Consider the following 15,555-nt stretch of genomic DNA (forward strand, 5'->3'; position numbering starts at 1 on the left):
CCCACGGAGAAGGGGACGACGGTGACCGTAACCGGGCCCGTCCGTGACCACGACACCGGTCACGGTGCTCCCGCTCGGACCCGCCCGTCCCGACCCGCCCCGCGAGGTGTGAGTTGACCAGCACGGCCCACCCGGGATGCTCGCAGTCCTGCGGGGCCCCACGCTGACCTGTCAGGCGGTCGGCGCGCCGGCGACGACGTGTTGGCAGCTTCCTGGCCGGCCTGTTCCGCGACGACCTGCTCGGCGTCTACGGCGACGGACGAACGCGCGGTGTGCGCGTGTCCCGCTGAGGTGCCCCTCCACCACGAACCGGCCGACCTGAAAGCGCTGGTCAGCCCTGCAACCTCGGCATGCGGCCCTACCGGGTCCTCGGGCGTGTCGACAATCGTGTGGACAAGGTTGAGTGCCGGGTAGGGCAGCGCGTTGAGCAGTTCGGCTTCATGGATGGCCACGGCTGGAACGGCCTTACGAACACTAACGAGTGACAGATCGTTCCCTGCACCCCTCGTTGGTGTTTACACGGTGGCGCACAGCTAAACAGATAACGGGCAGGGCAGGGGGGCGGGCGTGGTCGGCAATATGGCGGAAGTCGTGCTGCGGGAGCTGGAGCCGTCGGTCGAGCGACTCCTGGAGTGGCATCTTGCGGCTGCGCGTGACTGGCTGCCGCACCAGTTCGTGCCGTGGAGTGCGGCGCGGGACTTCGACGGGCCGCTGAAGGGTTTGGCCTGGGAATCGGCGCAGTCGAAGCTGTCGCAACCCGTGCAGGACTCGCTGATCATCAATCTCCTCACCGAGGACAACCTGCCCAGTTACCACTTCGAGATCGCGACCCGCTTCGGGCCTACGTCCATGCCCGCCGGGCGGTCGACCCGGTGGCCCTGGAGGGGCTGCGGATGCGGCACGTCAGCACCGGGTACCGCGATGGCCCGGCTCGCGGCGGACGAGAACCTGCACATGCTGTTTACCCGGGCCTGTACGCTGACGCGCTCCAAGGCTTCCCGGACGAGGCCCTGATGGCCCTGGCTGACGTGGTGTGTGGCTTTCGGATGCCAGGGGCCGGGGTCCCCGGGTTCGGGGCGCGGGCGGCGCGGGTCGCGGCGGCCGGCATCTTCAACCTCGATGTCCATCGCGAGTACGTGATGGGGCCGTTGTTGTGTGCGTTTGGCGTGATGTCGACGACCGGGCTGGGTGCGGCCGGGCGACAGGCGCAGGACCGGCTCGGTCAGCACGTGGAGTGGCTTGAGACGCAAGCTTCCCGCGCGTGTGGCCTTTAACGGATAAACGCGGGCAGCCCCGCAGGGCCTCTCGCAGCGAGGAAACAGGAGACCCAGGCATGAGGCAGGCGGCGGAAGGCGCGGCGGAGTCGGCCCTTCCCGAGGAGTTGGTGGCCCTGCTGACCGGCCACCTCAATGTAAAGGCGGATACCGGTGAGTTCTCCGGCAGGACGACGTTCAAGAGTCTCGGCCTGGACTCGCTGTCGCTGATGGAGTTGGTGGTGGCGGCGGAGGAGGAGTACGGGATCGTCCTGCCCGAGAACGCCCTGGACCTGCGCCCGTCTTCGACCCTGGGCGAGGCGGCTCGGGCGTTCGAGCATGCGCGCTGAGATCGCGGTCACTGGGCTGGGGCTGGTGACTCCGGCCGGGCATACGGTGGAGGCGAACTGGGCGGCCTTGTGCCAGGGGCGCTCGCTGGCCGCGACGGATCCCGGTCTGGCGGGCCTGCCCGTCGACTTCTCCTGCCGGGTGACGGACTTCGACGCCGAGACGGAACTCGGCCGGGCGTCGGCGCGGCGCGGGGACCGCTTCATCCAGTTCGCCCTCGTCGCCGCCCGGCGGGCCGTCGCGGACGCGCGCCTCGATCGTCGTACCTGGGAAGCGGAGCGAGTCGGTGTCGTGCTGGGCGTGGGATCGAACAGTTTGAGTACATACGTCACTGAGTTCGGCCACCTCGGCGCCGGGCGGCCGGAGCGGGTCTCGCCGCTCGCGCTCCCGCGCAGCGTTCCGAGCATGGCCGCGGGCGAGGTCGCCATCGACCTGGGCGTGCGCGGCCCCAACTTCACCACCGCCAGCGCCTGCGCGTCGGGCGCCACCGCGATCGGAGTGGCCCGGGACCTGCTGCGATCCGGTACCTGCGACATCGTGCTGGCGGGCGGCAGTGAGTCGGCTCGCTCGCGCATGACGGCCACGTGCTTCACGCGGATGCGGGCGCTGTCCCGGCGCAGGGCGGAACCGGCTCTGGCCAGTCGGCCGTTCGACGCGCAACGTGACGGCTTCGTCCTGGGCGAGGGTGCCGGCATCCTCGTCCTCGAACGCGCCTGCGCGGCTCGGGCCCGCCGGGCTCCCGTCCTGGCGCTGCTGCGGGGTTACGGTGCCGGCGCCGATGCGCACCATCCCATCGCCCCGCACCCGCAGGGCGACGGCGCGGTCCGCGCTATCCACACCGCTCTCGCCGACGCTGGGTGCGGGCCGGGGAGCGTCGGCCACGTCAACGCGCACGGCACCTCCACCCCGCTGAACGACGCGGCCGAGGCACGAGCCCTCGTCCGCGTCTTCGGTGACGATGGGCCGCCGGTCACCGCGTCCAAGGGCGTGATCGGACACGCGCTGGGGGCGGCCGGGGCGATCCAGGCGGCGTACACGGTTCTCGCGCTGCGCCATGGGGCCGTCCCGCCGGTGGCGAACTTCGAGGGCCAGGACGGGGACCACAAGCTGGACATCGTCGCCGGACGTCCCCGCCCCACGCGCGGCGAGGCGGGGATCAGTTGCTCCTTCGGCTTCGGCGGCCAGAACGCCGTTCTGCTGTTCACGGCTTCCTAGTGGGAGCCAGACGAAGCGTCCGGATCGGATGCACGACGGAGGAACACGGATGGATGCGGTGCGGCGCCGGGCCTGGCTGGTGGTGGTGAGCGCCCTGCTGGCGGCGGTGTGCGCGGGGGTGCTGGCCCCGGTTGCCTTCTCGGCGCTGAGCACGGGCGGCGCGGTTGCGACGGACACGGAGGCAACGCGTGTGAGACGGCAGGTAGAGCGGCTCGGCGTGCCCTCGCCCGATCTGCTCCTGGCCGTTTCACAGCGCACCGACGGTGGACGCGAGGCCGCCGTCCGGGACGGCACCACAGCGATCACGGAGACGCTGGCCGGGCAGCGTGACGTCAAGACCGTGTGGTCGGCACAGACCACCGGTGACACGTGGCTGCGCTCCAAGGACGGACGGACCCTGCTGGTCGCCATACGGCTGAAGGGGACGGACAAGGAACGTAAACAGGTGGCGCCCGGTGTGGTGGCGGCGGCCCGCTCGGCCGTCCCGGGGATGCGGGTGGAGCCCAGCGGCGAGGTGTGGGCCAACCGTGAGATCGACGAGACCATCGAGCGCGATCTGAGCCGGGCCGAACTGCTGGCCGCGCCGGTACTCTTCGTCGTCCTGGTCTTCGCCTACGGGTCCGTGGTGTCCGCGCTGCTGCCCGTGGTCGTGGCCGCGCTGGCCATCGGCTGCACCATCCCGGTCCTGGGTCTGCTGGCGCAGGTGGCCGACGTTTCACGGGTCGCGGTGAACGCCGCCTCGGCGATCGGTTTCGGCCTGGCCGTCGACTACAGCCTCTTCCTGCTGGCCCGCGTACGGGAGGAGACCTCGCGGGGCGCGGACCTTCACACGGCGCTGGCGGCCGCCCGCCGCTCCAGCGGCCGTTCGGTGGCATTCTCCGCCGCCGCCGTCACCGTATGCCTCTCCACCGCCTTGCTGGTGCCGGTGCCGATGCTGCGCGCACTGTCCCTGGCGGGCATGATCGTCACCGTGCTGGCGGCGCTGGTCGCCCTGACCGTGCTGCCCGCCTGTCTGCGGCTGCTCGGCCGCCGGGTCCAGGCATGGGACCCGCTGGCGCGGTGGCGGCGTGCCCGTACCGGGGACGGGAGTCGCTTCTGGCATCGCACGACGTCCACGGTCACCGCACGGCCCCTCCTGGCGGGCGTCCTGGCGGTGCTGCTGCTGGCCCTGCTGGCCCTGCCCTTCACCCACGCACGGCTCGGCATTGTGGACGAACGCACGCTGCCTTCGTCGGCTCCGGCTGCCGCAGCGGCCGAGCGTGTGCGCGCCGAGTTCACCGCGCCACCGGAGCGGCTCCTCACAGTGGTCGTCACCGGGCCGCGGGCGACGGACGGTGCACCGGCGTACGGCGACCGACTCGCCCGTGTCCCGGGCATCACTGGTGTCCGCGTGGTGCGTGTGGCTCCGTCCGGTGAGGCGGTCGTGCTGCTGGCGGCCACGTCCGCCGCCCCCGGCACGCCGGAGGCGGACACCGTGGTGCGCAAGGTACGGCAAACCCCCGCCCCGGGAAGCGTGGCGGTGGGCGGGCGAGCCGCGGAGGTCGTCGACACGGCGGACGCCGTCCTCGGCGCCCTCCCGTGGTGCCTGTTTCTGCTGGCTGTGGGGCTCCTGGCCCTCCTCAGCGCCTTCACCCGTACCCTGGTTGCCCCCCTGAAAGCTCTGATCGTGGCCGCCGCCAGCCTCGGGGCGAGCCTCGGCGCGCTCGTCGTTCTCTTCCAGGACGGCCACGGCAGCGCAGTGCTCGGCCACTTCACGGTGACGGGAACGCTGGACGCCTCGACGCTGCTGTTCGTCCTGTTCATCGCGCTCGCCCTGTCGGTGGACTACGAGGTCTTCCTGCTCGGGCGTATCCGGGAGGAGTACGACCGCTGCGGCGACAATCGCACCTCGATCATCGAGGGCGTCGCCCGCACCGGCCGGCTGATGACGTCCGCTGCGGCAGCCGTGGCGATTTCGACCGTGGCCATGGCCACCTCCCACGTCGCCCTGCTCAAGTTCATCGGCGTCGGCGTCGCGCTCGGCGCGCTCGTGGACGCCGTCCTGGTGCGGGGAGTTCTGGTGCCCGCCGTCATGGCGGCCCTTGGTCCGGCGAACTGGTGGGCTCCGGCCCGAACCCGGTCCCCGTTGTTGATCACTACACCTGTGAAGAAGGGCGGAAGCTGATGTCGATGCGTCAGGCGACACGTGATCGCACTCGGCAGTCGGCGGCCGCCGGCCCACAGGTGGTGGCGATCCAGACGGCCTTCCCGCCGTATCGATACCGGCAGGAAGAGATCCTGGCCGCCCTGGCCCGCACGACGCTGCTGGAGTCCGAGATGGGCGCTCTGGTACTCCGTAAGATCCAGTCCAGCTCGGGTGTGGAGACCCGCTCGCTGTCTCTGCCGTTGGAGAAGCTCGTCGATCTCGCCCGCCGGGAGGACTTCACCGAGCAGAACCGCGTCTGGCTCGACACCGCCATGGACCTGGGGGAACGGGCGCTGATCGGCGCGCTGCGCACCGCGGGCGTCCAGCCGGAGGAGGTCGACGCGGTGATCAGCACCACGGTCACCGGGGTGGCCGTGCCGTCGCTGGAGGCTCGGCTCGCCCACCGGGTCGGGCTGCGGCCGGACGTCAAACGTATCCCGCTGTTCGGCAGCGGCTGCGCCGGAGGCGCCGCAGGTCTGGCCCGGCTCCATGACTACCTACTGGCCCACCCCGACCAAGTGGCCGTCCTGCTCGCCGTGGAACTGTGCACACTGGCGTACCAGCTCAAGGACGGCTCCGTGGCGAACATCGTCGCCGGCAGCCTCTTCGGGGACGGCGCGGCCGCCGTCGTGGCCTTGGGAGCCCGGCGGGACGGCGGCCCCGCCGGGCCTGAGCTGGTGGACACCCACAGCCTGCTGGTCCCCGGCACCGAGGACGTCCTTGGCTGGGACATCGGCTCCCACGGCTTCCGGATCCTGCTGTCGCCCGAGGTCCCGACGCTCACGGAGAAGCACTTGCCCACGGCCGTCCAAGGGCTCCTCGCACGGCATGCACTGTCGCCGCACCAGATTGCGAGCTGGATCATCCACGGTGGCGGACCGAAGGTCTTTACCGCTGTACAGCAGGCCCTGGACCTGCAGCCTGGCGCCTTGGAGCTCACCCGGCGCTCCGTGGCCGAGTGGGGCAACCTCTCGTCCGTCTCCGTACTGGACATCCTGCACGCGGCCATGGAAACACCGCCACCCGCGAACGCGCCCGGCCTGGTCGCCGCCATGGGGCCGGGGTTCGCCATCGAACTGGTCCTCCTCCGCTGGTAGGGGGCCGCCGGCCGCCACCGAAACCTGCCGACCGCATGACAAGAAAGGTGTCACGGACCGTGCCCGCCATCCCCGCAGACGTACGCATCCTGATCGACCTCGAACCGGTGGTCACCGACGCCCTCGACACGCACTTCCGGACTACCGTCGACTGGTACCCGCACCAGTACGTCCCGTGGAGCCAGGGCCGTGACTACGACGGTCTCCTCGAAGGGGAGCCATGGGACCCCTCCCAGCAGAAACTGAAGGCGGCCGCTCGGGACGGCCTCCTCTACAGTCTGCTCACCGAAGAAAACCTGCCCAGTTACCACCGGGTGATCGGGGAAATGCTGTCGCTCGACGGCCCTTGGGGTGTCTGGGTCAATCGATGGACCGTGGAGGAGGCCAGGCACGGCACCGCCATCCGTGACTACCTCGTGGTCACCCGCAGTGCCGATCCGGTGCTTTTGGAGGACGCCCGCGCCGCGCATGTGCAGCACGGCTACGAGATCGACTACCGCGGCGACCTCATCGCCTCGCTGGTCTACGTCACCATCCAGGAGCTCGGCACCCGCGTCAGCTACCAGGGAATCCGCCGACTGTGCGACGAACCGGCGTGCGGGGCTCTGATGCAGCGCATCGCCCACGACGAGAACCGGCATATGCTCTTCTACCGGACCACCCTCCAGGCGTGTATGCGTATGCACCCCGACCGAACGCTTCAGGCTGTGGCCAAAGTCCTCAAGACATTCCGCCCCCCCGGCCACGCCGCACCCGGCTTCGGCCGGCTGATCAGCTCCATGGCCAGGTCGGGCATCCTCTCACCGGAGATCTACTACAAGGACATCGCCCTTCCCTTCGTCCGCATGCTCGGCGCCCTCGACACCACCGGACTTACACCGGTCGGACAGCACGCCCAGGAGGAGATCGCCGCCCACGTGGAGGAATCAGCGGACCGTGCCGGCAGATACCGCGCCCTGGCCGAACGCCTCAACCGACTCGCGACCGCGTAAGACGAGGATTCCGCCGTCCGGGAGTGAGAAGGACGATCCGACATGTCCCTGGGCTGGGTGACAATCCCCGTAAGTCTCTTCGTTCTCATGACCGCGGTGGCCGTCGTGCGCCTGGTCGAACTGACGACCGCCCGTCGCAACGCGCGATGGGCCATCGACCGCGACGGCATCGAGTACGGGCAACGCCACCACCCCGTCATGATCACCCTTCATGTCTGCCTGCTCGTTGGGACCGTTGCAGAGGTCGCCCTCACCGACCGCGCCTTCGTCCCTTTGATCGGCTGGCCAGCGCTGGCCGTCCTCATCCTCGTGCAGGCAGGCCGCGCCTGGTGCATGAGGGCGCTCGGCCCCCGATGGAACACCCGCGTCATCGTCGTGCCCGGGCTACCGCTGGTCACCACCGGGCCCTACCGTTGGATGCGGCACCCCAACTACCTCATCGTCCTGTTCGAAGGCATCGCCCTGCCCCTCGTCCACACCGCATGGATTACTGCCATGCTCTTCACCATCGCCAACACGCCTTGGCTCGTCGTCCGCGTCCGCACGGAGAACGCGGTGCTATGGCCTGCGGTGGGACCAGCGGCGCGGGGCAGTTCGTGGAGCTGTTCGCCGACCTCGTCGACGGACCCCTGCTGTTCGCGCTGCGCGTCTCCTACCCGCACATCGTCGTGAGCGTTGATCGGCGAGGCCCCCCCCCCGCGTGGACCTGCGGGATGCGGTCGGCCGCTGCGCGCAGGCCGAACGGACGGGGCGCAAGTCGGGGCACGGGCTCGGGGAGCAGGCCATCCTTCGGGCGGAAGAAGCCGGAACGTGGAGTCGGGGACGGGCCGCCGCGGATCGAGGGCAGTGGGCCCCAGTGCCTGTCGACTTCATCAGCCCGTCCGGCAGGCACCGAAGGCTGGCGTATGGCTACCACTTCAAGAGACTGGTGGACGGCCAGGCCGGGCGAAGTGTACATCGCGTGCCCTGCGGGACCTCTTCGCCCCGACGGCGCTCGCGAACGGCGTTCCCATATGCGACGTCTCCCGCCAGCTCGGCCACCGGTCCATCAAGGTAACCGTCGACATCTACGGACACCCTGTGCCCTGCGCCTGGCATCGCTGCCAGCAGGTCCTGCAGAACGCCATGCGGTCCGAGCCCCTCGACATGGCGGCTCGACCCTCGTCGGAGGCAGGCGCGGGTACCTGCGCGCAAGCCGTGTAGGCGCTGACCTGTTCGACCCGTGCTGATTCTGTGCTGACCCGAATCTCTTAGATGCCTGTTTTCGCAGGTGGGAGCGCTATGGCGCACGTTCCGGTTCAACAGCAGGCCCAGGCTGTCCGTGATGACGTGCCGGCGCCTGCCGTTGATCTTCTTCCCGCCGTCATAGCCGCGTGAGCAGGCGGGCACCGAGGCGGCGTCCTTGTCCGACTGCGAGTCGATGATCGCCGCCGTCGGCTCCGCGTGGCGCCCCTCGACCTCCCGGGTCCGAGCGCGAAGCCGGTCGTGGAACTCGGCCGCGTTCCCGAACCGGTGAGCAAGGCAATCGCACTCCCGCGTCTGGGAGTTGGACGGCACGGCAGTGATCTGCAGTAACAGGGTCTCCTTCATGCTCGAGTAGGTGTCGCAAACCCGCTACCAAGGGCCCTGTTCCCATACGCCCACCCAGCCAAGATCACCCGACCAGGCATCCTGTTCGATCAGAACCGCCCTCATGATCGAAAGGACAACGGCTCCTCAGAACCAGGTCTGGCAGGAGATCGGCCCGCCACTGGCCGTGGGTCGACGTGATCACCAGCGTCTTTACCCGGCTTCAGGCCCTACCGAGCCCCGACTGAGCAACAACCACGACTCACCCCGACGAGCGTCCGAACACCTCCGGAACCGTGGAAACCGGCGACCACCCGACCCGACAGTCGGGCCCTCAGCCCGTCCACTACCGCCCGACTACGTAGCCGAAACGGCCCATCGGCCAAACCGACAGACCGTCACGAAAGATCGAGGCTAAGGCCTCGTCGACCCTGGTGGACGGCTGACGGAGCGTCGGTGACCGGACCAGTCTGAAGTGCTCCGACAGATAACACCAATATCTGCGGTAGCCCGGGAGCCGGCTCAACCGGGAGCGGCCTCGGGTTCCACGAACGGGATCACGAAACGCCAGCAATCCTTTTTCAACAGGGCGAATTGAAGTCGCCTATCTGGGTGGCGCCTTCCGGGTCGGGGTGTGAGTGGGCGTGCGGTTGGCAAGGTCAAGGCACTGGAAGCCCCTGGGGTTCTCTTACGTCCCGTCTGCCTGAGTGCAGGCAAGGGATGGGGAGCTCCGGGGGAGGGTCGGTAATACGAGAGGAAGTCACCCGTCGTGAAGAAGCTGCTTGTCCCCGCCGCTGTGTTCATGGGCCTGATCCCGGCCGTTCTGCTGGGGGGTGCCTCCACTGCATCCGCTACAGGCCACTACAGCTGCAGCAACGGCCTCGCCAACGTAGTCACCTGCAATGCCACGGGCGTCGGTCCGGTGATCGTGAAGATCACGGGGAGCCGGACGCTGACCGACAACGAGCTCAGGGTGCTGGAGAACAGCCTCAACAACGCCGCCGTCAACGTGACAGCTCTGAAGAACGTGACGGTCGACACCTACAAGTCCTTCAACCCCAGCGTCACGATCAAGAACATCAATGTCTGCATCGCCTCGGTCTGTAGCTAGCATCGCGCTGCCACGAAGCGGGCTGTCCGGCCAGTGATCAAGAAAGCAGAAAGTACCTCTGACCAGCGAGAATGAGGATTGCTGAGGTCCTTGTTCCCGCCACCGTCGGAGGCACTTCCCAGGTGAAGAAGCGTATCGGGTCCTACCCGCGTGTCCGCGTCGAGGGCGGCGGCGGGGCGGTGGTCTCACAGGCGGGGCCGTGCTGCTGGTCGACACTGTCCGCAAGACCGGGCTGGATCAGGCGATATCGGCGGCGCTGTCGCCGTGGCGCAGGCCCCGTGCGGTGCACGACCCGGGCAAAGTCCTGTTGGATGTGGCGCTCGCGGTCGCACTCGGCGGGGACTGCCTCGCGGACGTGGGAATACTGCGGGCCGAACCGGGCCTGTTCGGGCCGGTGGCCTCTGACCCGACCGTCTCCCGTCTCATCGACACCCTCGCCACGGCGGGAGACAAGGCCCTGGCGGCAATCCGCTCGGCACGCGCCGAGGCCCGTGAATACGTGTGGAAGCTGGCCGGTGCCTCGGCGCCGAACGCCGGCGGACAGGTGATCGTCGACCTGGACGGGGTGCTCGTTCTTGCGCACTCTGAGAAGCTGGACGCAGCCGCGACCTGGAAGAAGACGTTCGGGCACCACCCGCTGATGGGCGTCGTCGACCACGGAGCGGGCGGCAGCGGAGAGCCGGTCGCGGGCCTGCTGCGGCCGGGCAGCGCGGGCAGCAACACCGCCGCCGACCACATCACCACCGCCCAGCTCGCGCTGGCCCAGCTGCCGAAGAAGTACCGGCGCGGACGCCAGACGTGATCCGTTGTGATTCCGGCGGCGGCACCCATGAGTTCGTGGCCTGGCTGACGAAACGTGGCCGGTGGCTGTCGTACTCGGTCGGCATGACCATCACCGACGCCATCCACCAGGCCGTCCTCAAGGTTCCCGCCTCCGCCTGGACGGTGGCCGTCGAGCCGGGCGGCGAGATCCGCGACGGCGCCTGGGCGGCCGAGCTGGACGGCGACGTACTGAAGGACTGGCCGAAGGGCATGCGGCTGATCGTCCGTAAGGAACGCCCTCATCCCGGCGCCCAGTTGCGCTTCACCGACGCTGACGGGATGCAGCTGACCTGCTTCGCCACCAACACCAAGAACACCCCGATCGCCGCACTGGAGCTACGGCACCGCCAACGCGCCCGCGCCGAGGACCGCATCCGGGCCGCCCGCGCCACCGGCCTGCGCAACCTCCCCCTCCACGACAGTGCGCAGAACCGGATCTGGCTGGAGATCGTCCAGATCGCCCTCGACCTGCTCGCCTGGATGCCGATGCTCGCCCTGACGGGACAAACCCGCAGATGGGAGCCCCGCCGCCTACGACTGCGGCTGTTCTCCGCCGCGGCCCAACTCGTCACCACCGCCCGCCGCCGGCACCTGAGATTCGCGGCCCACTGGCCCTGGACCGACCTCATCACGGACGCAATCGAACGGCTCCACACCCTCCCGAACCCCGGCTGACCAGCAGATCCACCCGTCCCGACGAGCCTGGACCACCCCTCCGGAGCCGTGGAACCCGGCGCCCACCCGATGCGACAGCCGGGCCCTCACCCTGCCCAACAAGCCGAAACGGTCCGCCAGGTGAACCAACGAGCCGTCACGAAAGATCGAGTCTAGATCCAACAGTGTGGGTACGGTCCCTACTCGATCGCATCAGCATCTGGGGGAGCATTGGGCGTTGCAATCATTGGCCTTCTCGGTGCTCTAGTGGGCGCCGCAGCCGCCGTGATCGGATCGATCCTCACGGCTCGTCTGCAGCACCGCCACGAGCAAGCTCGTTGGCGCCGTGACCGTCGGCAAGCGGCATACGATGGCGCGCTCAAATACCTGTTGAGAGCGTCTAACCGCAGGTCAGAGTTTGCCGCCGGCCCAGGTGGTCGACTTGTGGCTGTCCTCGATGAGGCTCACATGCGGGAGATGTTCGACGACCTGGTTGAAGCCCAGTTCTGGCTTCGGTCATTGGTTTCCATCTGTGGCAGAGGCCAGGCCGGCCGACTTGGCCAGGCTGCGGACGAACTGGATGCCGCTGTTGCTGCCATTGCCTGGTCAGAGCAAGCAACAGCGTCCAGCGCACGACTGGACCTGCCGGAGACGATTCGCGTCGTCGGTGCTTGTGCACGGGAAGACTTGGGCGGGCTCCCGTCTCAGCTAGCCGGTGGCTCCAACTGAGACTGGTCTCGACATGCGTTCAGCCCATGTGACGAGCGAGGTGCAGAGAAGCCAGGGTCTGACGGTGCGCTACGGGAAGAACGCTCAGCTCGTGTGTCCTCGTTGCCGGGCGGTCGAGCGTCTGGGCCACTAGCCTGTCCTCAGCGGCCCGGACAGGGCATGCGCAGACGGCCGAAGGCCCCGACCCCCTGACGTGGCGGGGCCTTTGTCGCCCCCAAGGGGTCTGCGGTGCTCACCGCTTCGGTGACCCCAGCTGGCCTCAGCCGACTCCCCCACCCCCGCTCCCAGGGACCTCCGAGGGCCCCTCATGGGAACGTCATGGGAACGGAAGGCCGAGTAAAGACAGGGAACGATCAGACAGATACGGAAGACTGCACCGCGCTGACCAGCCTGAACAGCGAAGTCAGGGAAAGGCCATCACAGACAGGGCAAGCTATAGACCCTCTCCTGAAGCGGGTGTCGCAGGTTCGAATCCTGCCGGGGGCACACGATAAAGGGCCAGTTCAGAGAATTGATCCTCTCGAACTGGCCCTTTGCTGTGATCACGGCCGTGCCACGCCCAGCGCACGGCGGCCGCTTCTGATCCCGCCGGCAACCCGCCCCTACGCGAGGTCGACCGCCAGACGCCGTCCTCCGTCGATATCGGGCTGGACCTCCAAGGTGAAGGCAGCGTTCCGGGCGGAGCCCTCCCAACCGCGCCACACATGCACGTGAGCGAGCCCGACGTCTCGGACGCCGCGGATGTCCCAATCGACGATCAGGTCGCGGGCAACGAGGGACGCGACATACTCGGCGCCCTGGTCCGGGCTGTCAGTGGTGATCCTGCCGCGCCACTGATTGGGGTGGACGCCCAAGCTGCGACACCCGTCGAAACCGTGCGGTTCGTCCACCCGGTACGCCCAGTGCATCACACCACTCTTGGTCCCGGTCTTCCCAAGAAGCGCCATGCGCTGGTGGAGGGGGGTGCCGTTGCGCGGAAGGTCAACCGGATGGCCGTCGGTACCGACCAGGTGCCGTGCGATGACCTCCCCCGCAAGCTGCCCGTAGAGCTCGATGACCCGAAGCTCGCGTTCGGTCGGCCGGCCGGGCTCTGACATGTGAGTCGAGATCACCCCGATCAGCTGCCCGCTGCGATCGACCAGCGGCGTGGACTGAACCGAGCGGACACCTGCGCCACGGAAGATCTTCTGGTGCGGTGTGAAGGCAGGCTCGTCGCGGACGTCGGCCGTCACTTCCTGTGCGCCTTGCCAGGCTGCTCGTCCACAGACGGAGCGGTTGTCGTGAACCACCGCGAAGTGATCGAGGAACTCGTGGCTGAAGCCGGACTGGGTGACGAGGACCAACGAGTCGTCAAGAGGGTCCAGAAACTGGATGTTCCCGAACTCGGCGCCCATGAGAGCCATCGCTCCCCCGGCAACCCGAGCAAGGACAGCGTTCAGAGAAGGGACGTCACGCAGCTCCGTCGCCGCATCCTGCAAGCTCTTGAGGGCGGACGGCTCGTCCAGGCTGAGGTCCACCCACGCGGCGGACTGGTCGGCTCTCTGCGTAACGGCGACCTTCCGCGCCGACCCCGGCCGCGCAGAACGATAGGAGGCGGTCACCCGCTCGAGCGGCCTCATGAGGTTGTGGGAGTGGTTCATGCGCACCACACCGCCGATCGGAGTTCTGTGCGACCAATTTACGTCTGTTTGGCCGATCGGGACAGCGGTCCGAATCCTCCTGAGCCGGGATTGGCGAGCTCAGGGGACTCGGAGAGCGTCATTCGACGGCGTGATCGGCGTGCCGGACTCTTCCAAGTCCGGGAATCTGCAGGCCACGCTCGTGATCGCCCGACCTCACTCCTGGAGCGGGTGTCGCAGGTTCGAATCCTGCCGCGGGCACCGGCGCAAAGGCCCCGGACCGATCATGGTCCGGGGCCTTGGGCATCCCCTTCCGCATCGCTGCCCTCAGCTGCGCGAAGTGGCACGCAGGTGCAAGCCGACCGTTGCGAGACCTTCGAAGGTGGCGACCTGGAAGCCGGGCTCCGGCCCGGGCGGCTCGCTCAAGTCGTAGCAGCGGGCGGTGTGCGCGGTCAGGAGCGTCAGCATCGCCATGGCCAGAGCGGCTCCCTCGCAGGCGTGCGGGCCGGTACCGAAGGAGAGGAAGACCCCGGGTTTCGCCGGCGAGCCCGCGTCGTCGAGCCAGCGCTCGGGCTGGAACCGGTCCGGCTCGGAGTGTTCCCGTGCGTCGCGGTGGGCCGTGTAGGGGCAGACGAGGACGGTGGAACCGGCGTCGATGGTGTAGCCGGCGAGCTGAGTCCGTCGCGTGGCGCGCCGGGTCAGTAGCCAGCTCGGGGGGTGCAGTCGGAGCACCTCGTTCACCAGTGCCCGGGTGTATCGCAGGCTGTCGAGGTGGGTGCTGGTCGTCTCGGCCGGGTCCGCGGGCAGCAAGGCGGCTTCGGCCGCGACGCGGTCCGCTGCCCGGGGGTACCGGGCCAGGTGGAGCAGGATCCATCCGGCTGCCCGGGAGGGTGTCTCGAAGGTGGCGACGGTGATTCCGGGAAGAGTGTCGAGGACGGCCTCTTCCGGCAGTAGGCCGTAGTGGGAGGAGGGCAGGAGCATCTGTCCCAGCAGGTCGTCACCGAGCCGGCCCGAGGAACGGCGCCGGCGGACGATGGGCCGCAGAGCGTTCGTGAAGGCGACTTGTTGCCGTGTGCGGAATCGCCGTGCCGGTGTGGGGATCCAGCCCGGCCATACCCAGCGCGAGGGGCGTACGAGCACCTCCCGGGCCAGGAAGAGCTGTGCGGCGAAGGGCAGCAGGGTGGGCGCGTCTTCGGAGAAGAGGTAGTGCACGCCGATCTCTGCCAGGGCGTGCCGGACCTGGGGCAGAATCTCGACCTCCTGGCCCGTGGGCCACTGGTCGGCGAATCGAGCGGCCTTGGGCGCGATCTCACCGATCCGGCCTGCAACCGCATGTGCGCGCAGTCCGCGCATGCGGGCGGCGTGAGCGTGGGCGCGCTCCTCGAGGGTCGGTGTTCCGCTCGACCTCTTCAACGGCGGGAAGAGCGGCGAGGGCGCCTTGAGGAAGTCCTGCGCGCGGTGCAGGACGTCTTCACACGGCCCGGCCGTGGCGGCTACGTAGACACCCGGCTCCAGCTGCCAGACGTCCCCGCACTCGTCAGCGCCACGGCGCGCCAGTGCCAGCCGGTCGCGGCTCCAGGCCGCGAAGCCGCCGTCGGACAACTGCGGCGGCTCGTTCATTCGGCCCATGAGATCGTCCCTGGCTCTCGTACCTGTCCAGGCCGATGTCGTCGGCAGTGTGGCTGGGGGTCGGCGGGCGCCCGGGGGCGTCCGCCGGTAGTGCGGTCAGGCCTAGTCGCCGGCGTAAGCGTTCCAGTCGTGTTCCCCGTACGCACCGTAGTGGCGGGTGAAGGACAGCTTGCCGAGCAGCTTGGCGATCATGATGCACTCCTCTCGCCTGTCTGAGACCTCCCAGCTGAGGGGTTCGCTAAAGAAGCTCCCGTCAGCATTAAATGCCACATGCTGCGCATATGCCATATTGCTCCATGCATCATATGTGACATATTTGGACTTTCAGCCGC

The 15,555-nt window shown here is 68.7% G+C and carries 11 protein-coding genes and 2 pseudogenes; 10 read left to right on the forward strand and 3 right to left on the reverse strand.

The features are described 5' to 3' along the window. Positions 1-567: 567 nt before the first annotated feature. From ACIF83_RS16945 to ACIF83_RS16975, 7 genes are all read left to right on the forward strand, one after another. Positions 568-1,014, forward strand: a complete 447-nt coding sequence (locus ACIF83_RS16945; RefSeq protein WP_399727518.1) for an acyl-ACP desaturase — start codon at positions 568-570, stop codon at positions 1,012-1,014. A 319-nt stretch (positions 1,015-1,333) separates the two neighbouring features. Further along, positions 1,334-1,603 carry an acyl carrier protein gene (locus ACIF83_RS16950; RefSeq protein WP_399727521.1) on the forward strand — a complete coding sequence of 90 codons (270 nt, stop codon included), beginning with the start codon at positions 1,334-1,336 and terminating at the stop codon, positions 1,601-1,603. Continuing rightward, a complete protein-coding gene (locus ACIF83_RS16955) occupies positions 1,593-2,816 on the forward strand; it encodes a beta-ketoacyl-[acyl-carrier-protein] synthase family protein (RefSeq protein ID WP_399727524.1) in 1,224 nt (407 codons plus the stop codon). Before ACIF83_RS16950 ends, ACIF83_RS16955 begins: the two co-directional genes overlap by 11 nt. 49 nt (positions 2,817-2,865) lie before the next feature. Beyond that, a complete protein-coding gene (locus tag ACIF83_RS16960; protein ID WP_399727527.1) occupies positions 2,866-4,980 on the forward strand; it encodes an MMPL family transporter in 2,115 nt (704 codons plus the stop codon). Next, positions 4,980-6,098, forward strand: coding sequence for a type III polyketide synthase (locus ACIF83_RS16965; RefSeq protein WP_399727530.1), 1,119 nt, complete (start codon positions 4,980-4,982; stop codon positions 6,096-6,098). The genes ACIF83_RS16960 and ACIF83_RS16965 overlap by 1 nt, the downstream gene beginning before the upstream one ends. 59 nt (positions 6,099-6,157) lie before the next feature. Further along, complete coding sequence (locus tag ACIF83_RS16970) at positions 6,158-7,090, forward strand: acyl-ACP desaturase (RefSeq protein ID WP_399727533.1); 933 nt, start codon at positions 6,158-6,160, stop codon at positions 7,088-7,090. Positions 7,091-7,132: 42 nt separating this feature from the next. Next, a complete protein-coding gene (locus ACIF83_RS16975; protein ID WP_399727536.1) occupies positions 7,133-7,762 on the forward strand; it encodes an isoprenylcysteine carboxyl methyltransferase family protein in 630 nt (209 codons plus the stop codon). Positions 7,763-8,389: 627 nt separating this feature from the next. On the opposite strand, the pseudogene ACIF83_RS16980 reads toward ACIF83_RS16975, so the two are convergent. Beyond that, positions 8,390-8,557 (reverse strand): annotated as a pseudogene (locus tag ACIF83_RS16980) (IS5/IS1182 family transposase); the annotation flags it as partial. Between the two features lie 871 nt (positions 8,558-9,428). Here ACIF83_RS16980 and ACIF83_RS16985 point away from each other — a divergent pair. The 3 genes and pseudogenes from ACIF83_RS16985 to ACIF83_RS16995 all read left to right on the forward strand — a co-directional run bounded on the left by ACIF83_RS16985 (position 9,429) and on the right by ACIF83_RS16995 (position 11,975). Then, positions 9,429-9,770 carry a hypothetical protein gene (locus ACIF83_RS16985; protein ID WP_399727539.1) on the forward strand — a complete coding sequence of 114 codons (342 nt, stop codon included), beginning with the start codon at positions 9,429-9,431 and terminating at the stop codon, positions 9,768-9,770. A 122-nt stretch (positions 9,771-9,892) separates the two neighbouring features. Further along, a pseudogene (locus ACIF83_RS16990) lies at positions 9,893-11,267 on the forward strand (IS1380 family transposase). A 456-nt stretch (positions 11,268-11,723) separates the two neighbouring features. Beyond that, on the forward strand, positions 11,724-11,975 hold the full coding sequence (locus ACIF83_RS16995; protein WP_399727542.1) for a hypothetical protein: 252 nt from the start codon (positions 11,724-11,726) through the stop codon (positions 11,973-11,975). A gap of 602 nt (positions 11,976-12,577) precedes the next feature. Here the strand turns inward: ACIF83_RS16995 and ACIF83_RS17000 are convergent. Both ACIF83_RS17000 and ACIF83_RS17005 read right to left on the reverse strand, forming a co-directional pair. Next, complete coding sequence (locus ACIF83_RS17000) at positions 12,578-13,615, reverse strand: GAF domain-containing protein (protein WP_399727545.1); 1,038 nt, start codon at positions 13,613-13,615, stop codon at positions 12,578-12,580. A gap of 306 nt (positions 13,616-13,921) precedes the next feature. Beyond that, positions 13,922-15,214 carry a cytochrome P450 gene (locus ACIF83_RS17005; protein WP_399727548.1) on the reverse strand — a complete coding sequence of 431 codons (1,293 nt, stop codon included), beginning with the start codon at positions 15,212-15,214 and terminating at the stop codon, positions 13,922-13,924. Positions 15,215-15,555: the final 341 nt, after the last annotated feature.

This window comes from Streptomyces sp. NPDC085866 (assembly GCF_044541035.1).
GTDB lineage: Bacteria > Actinomycetota > Actinomycetes > Streptomycetales > Streptomycetaceae > Streptomyces.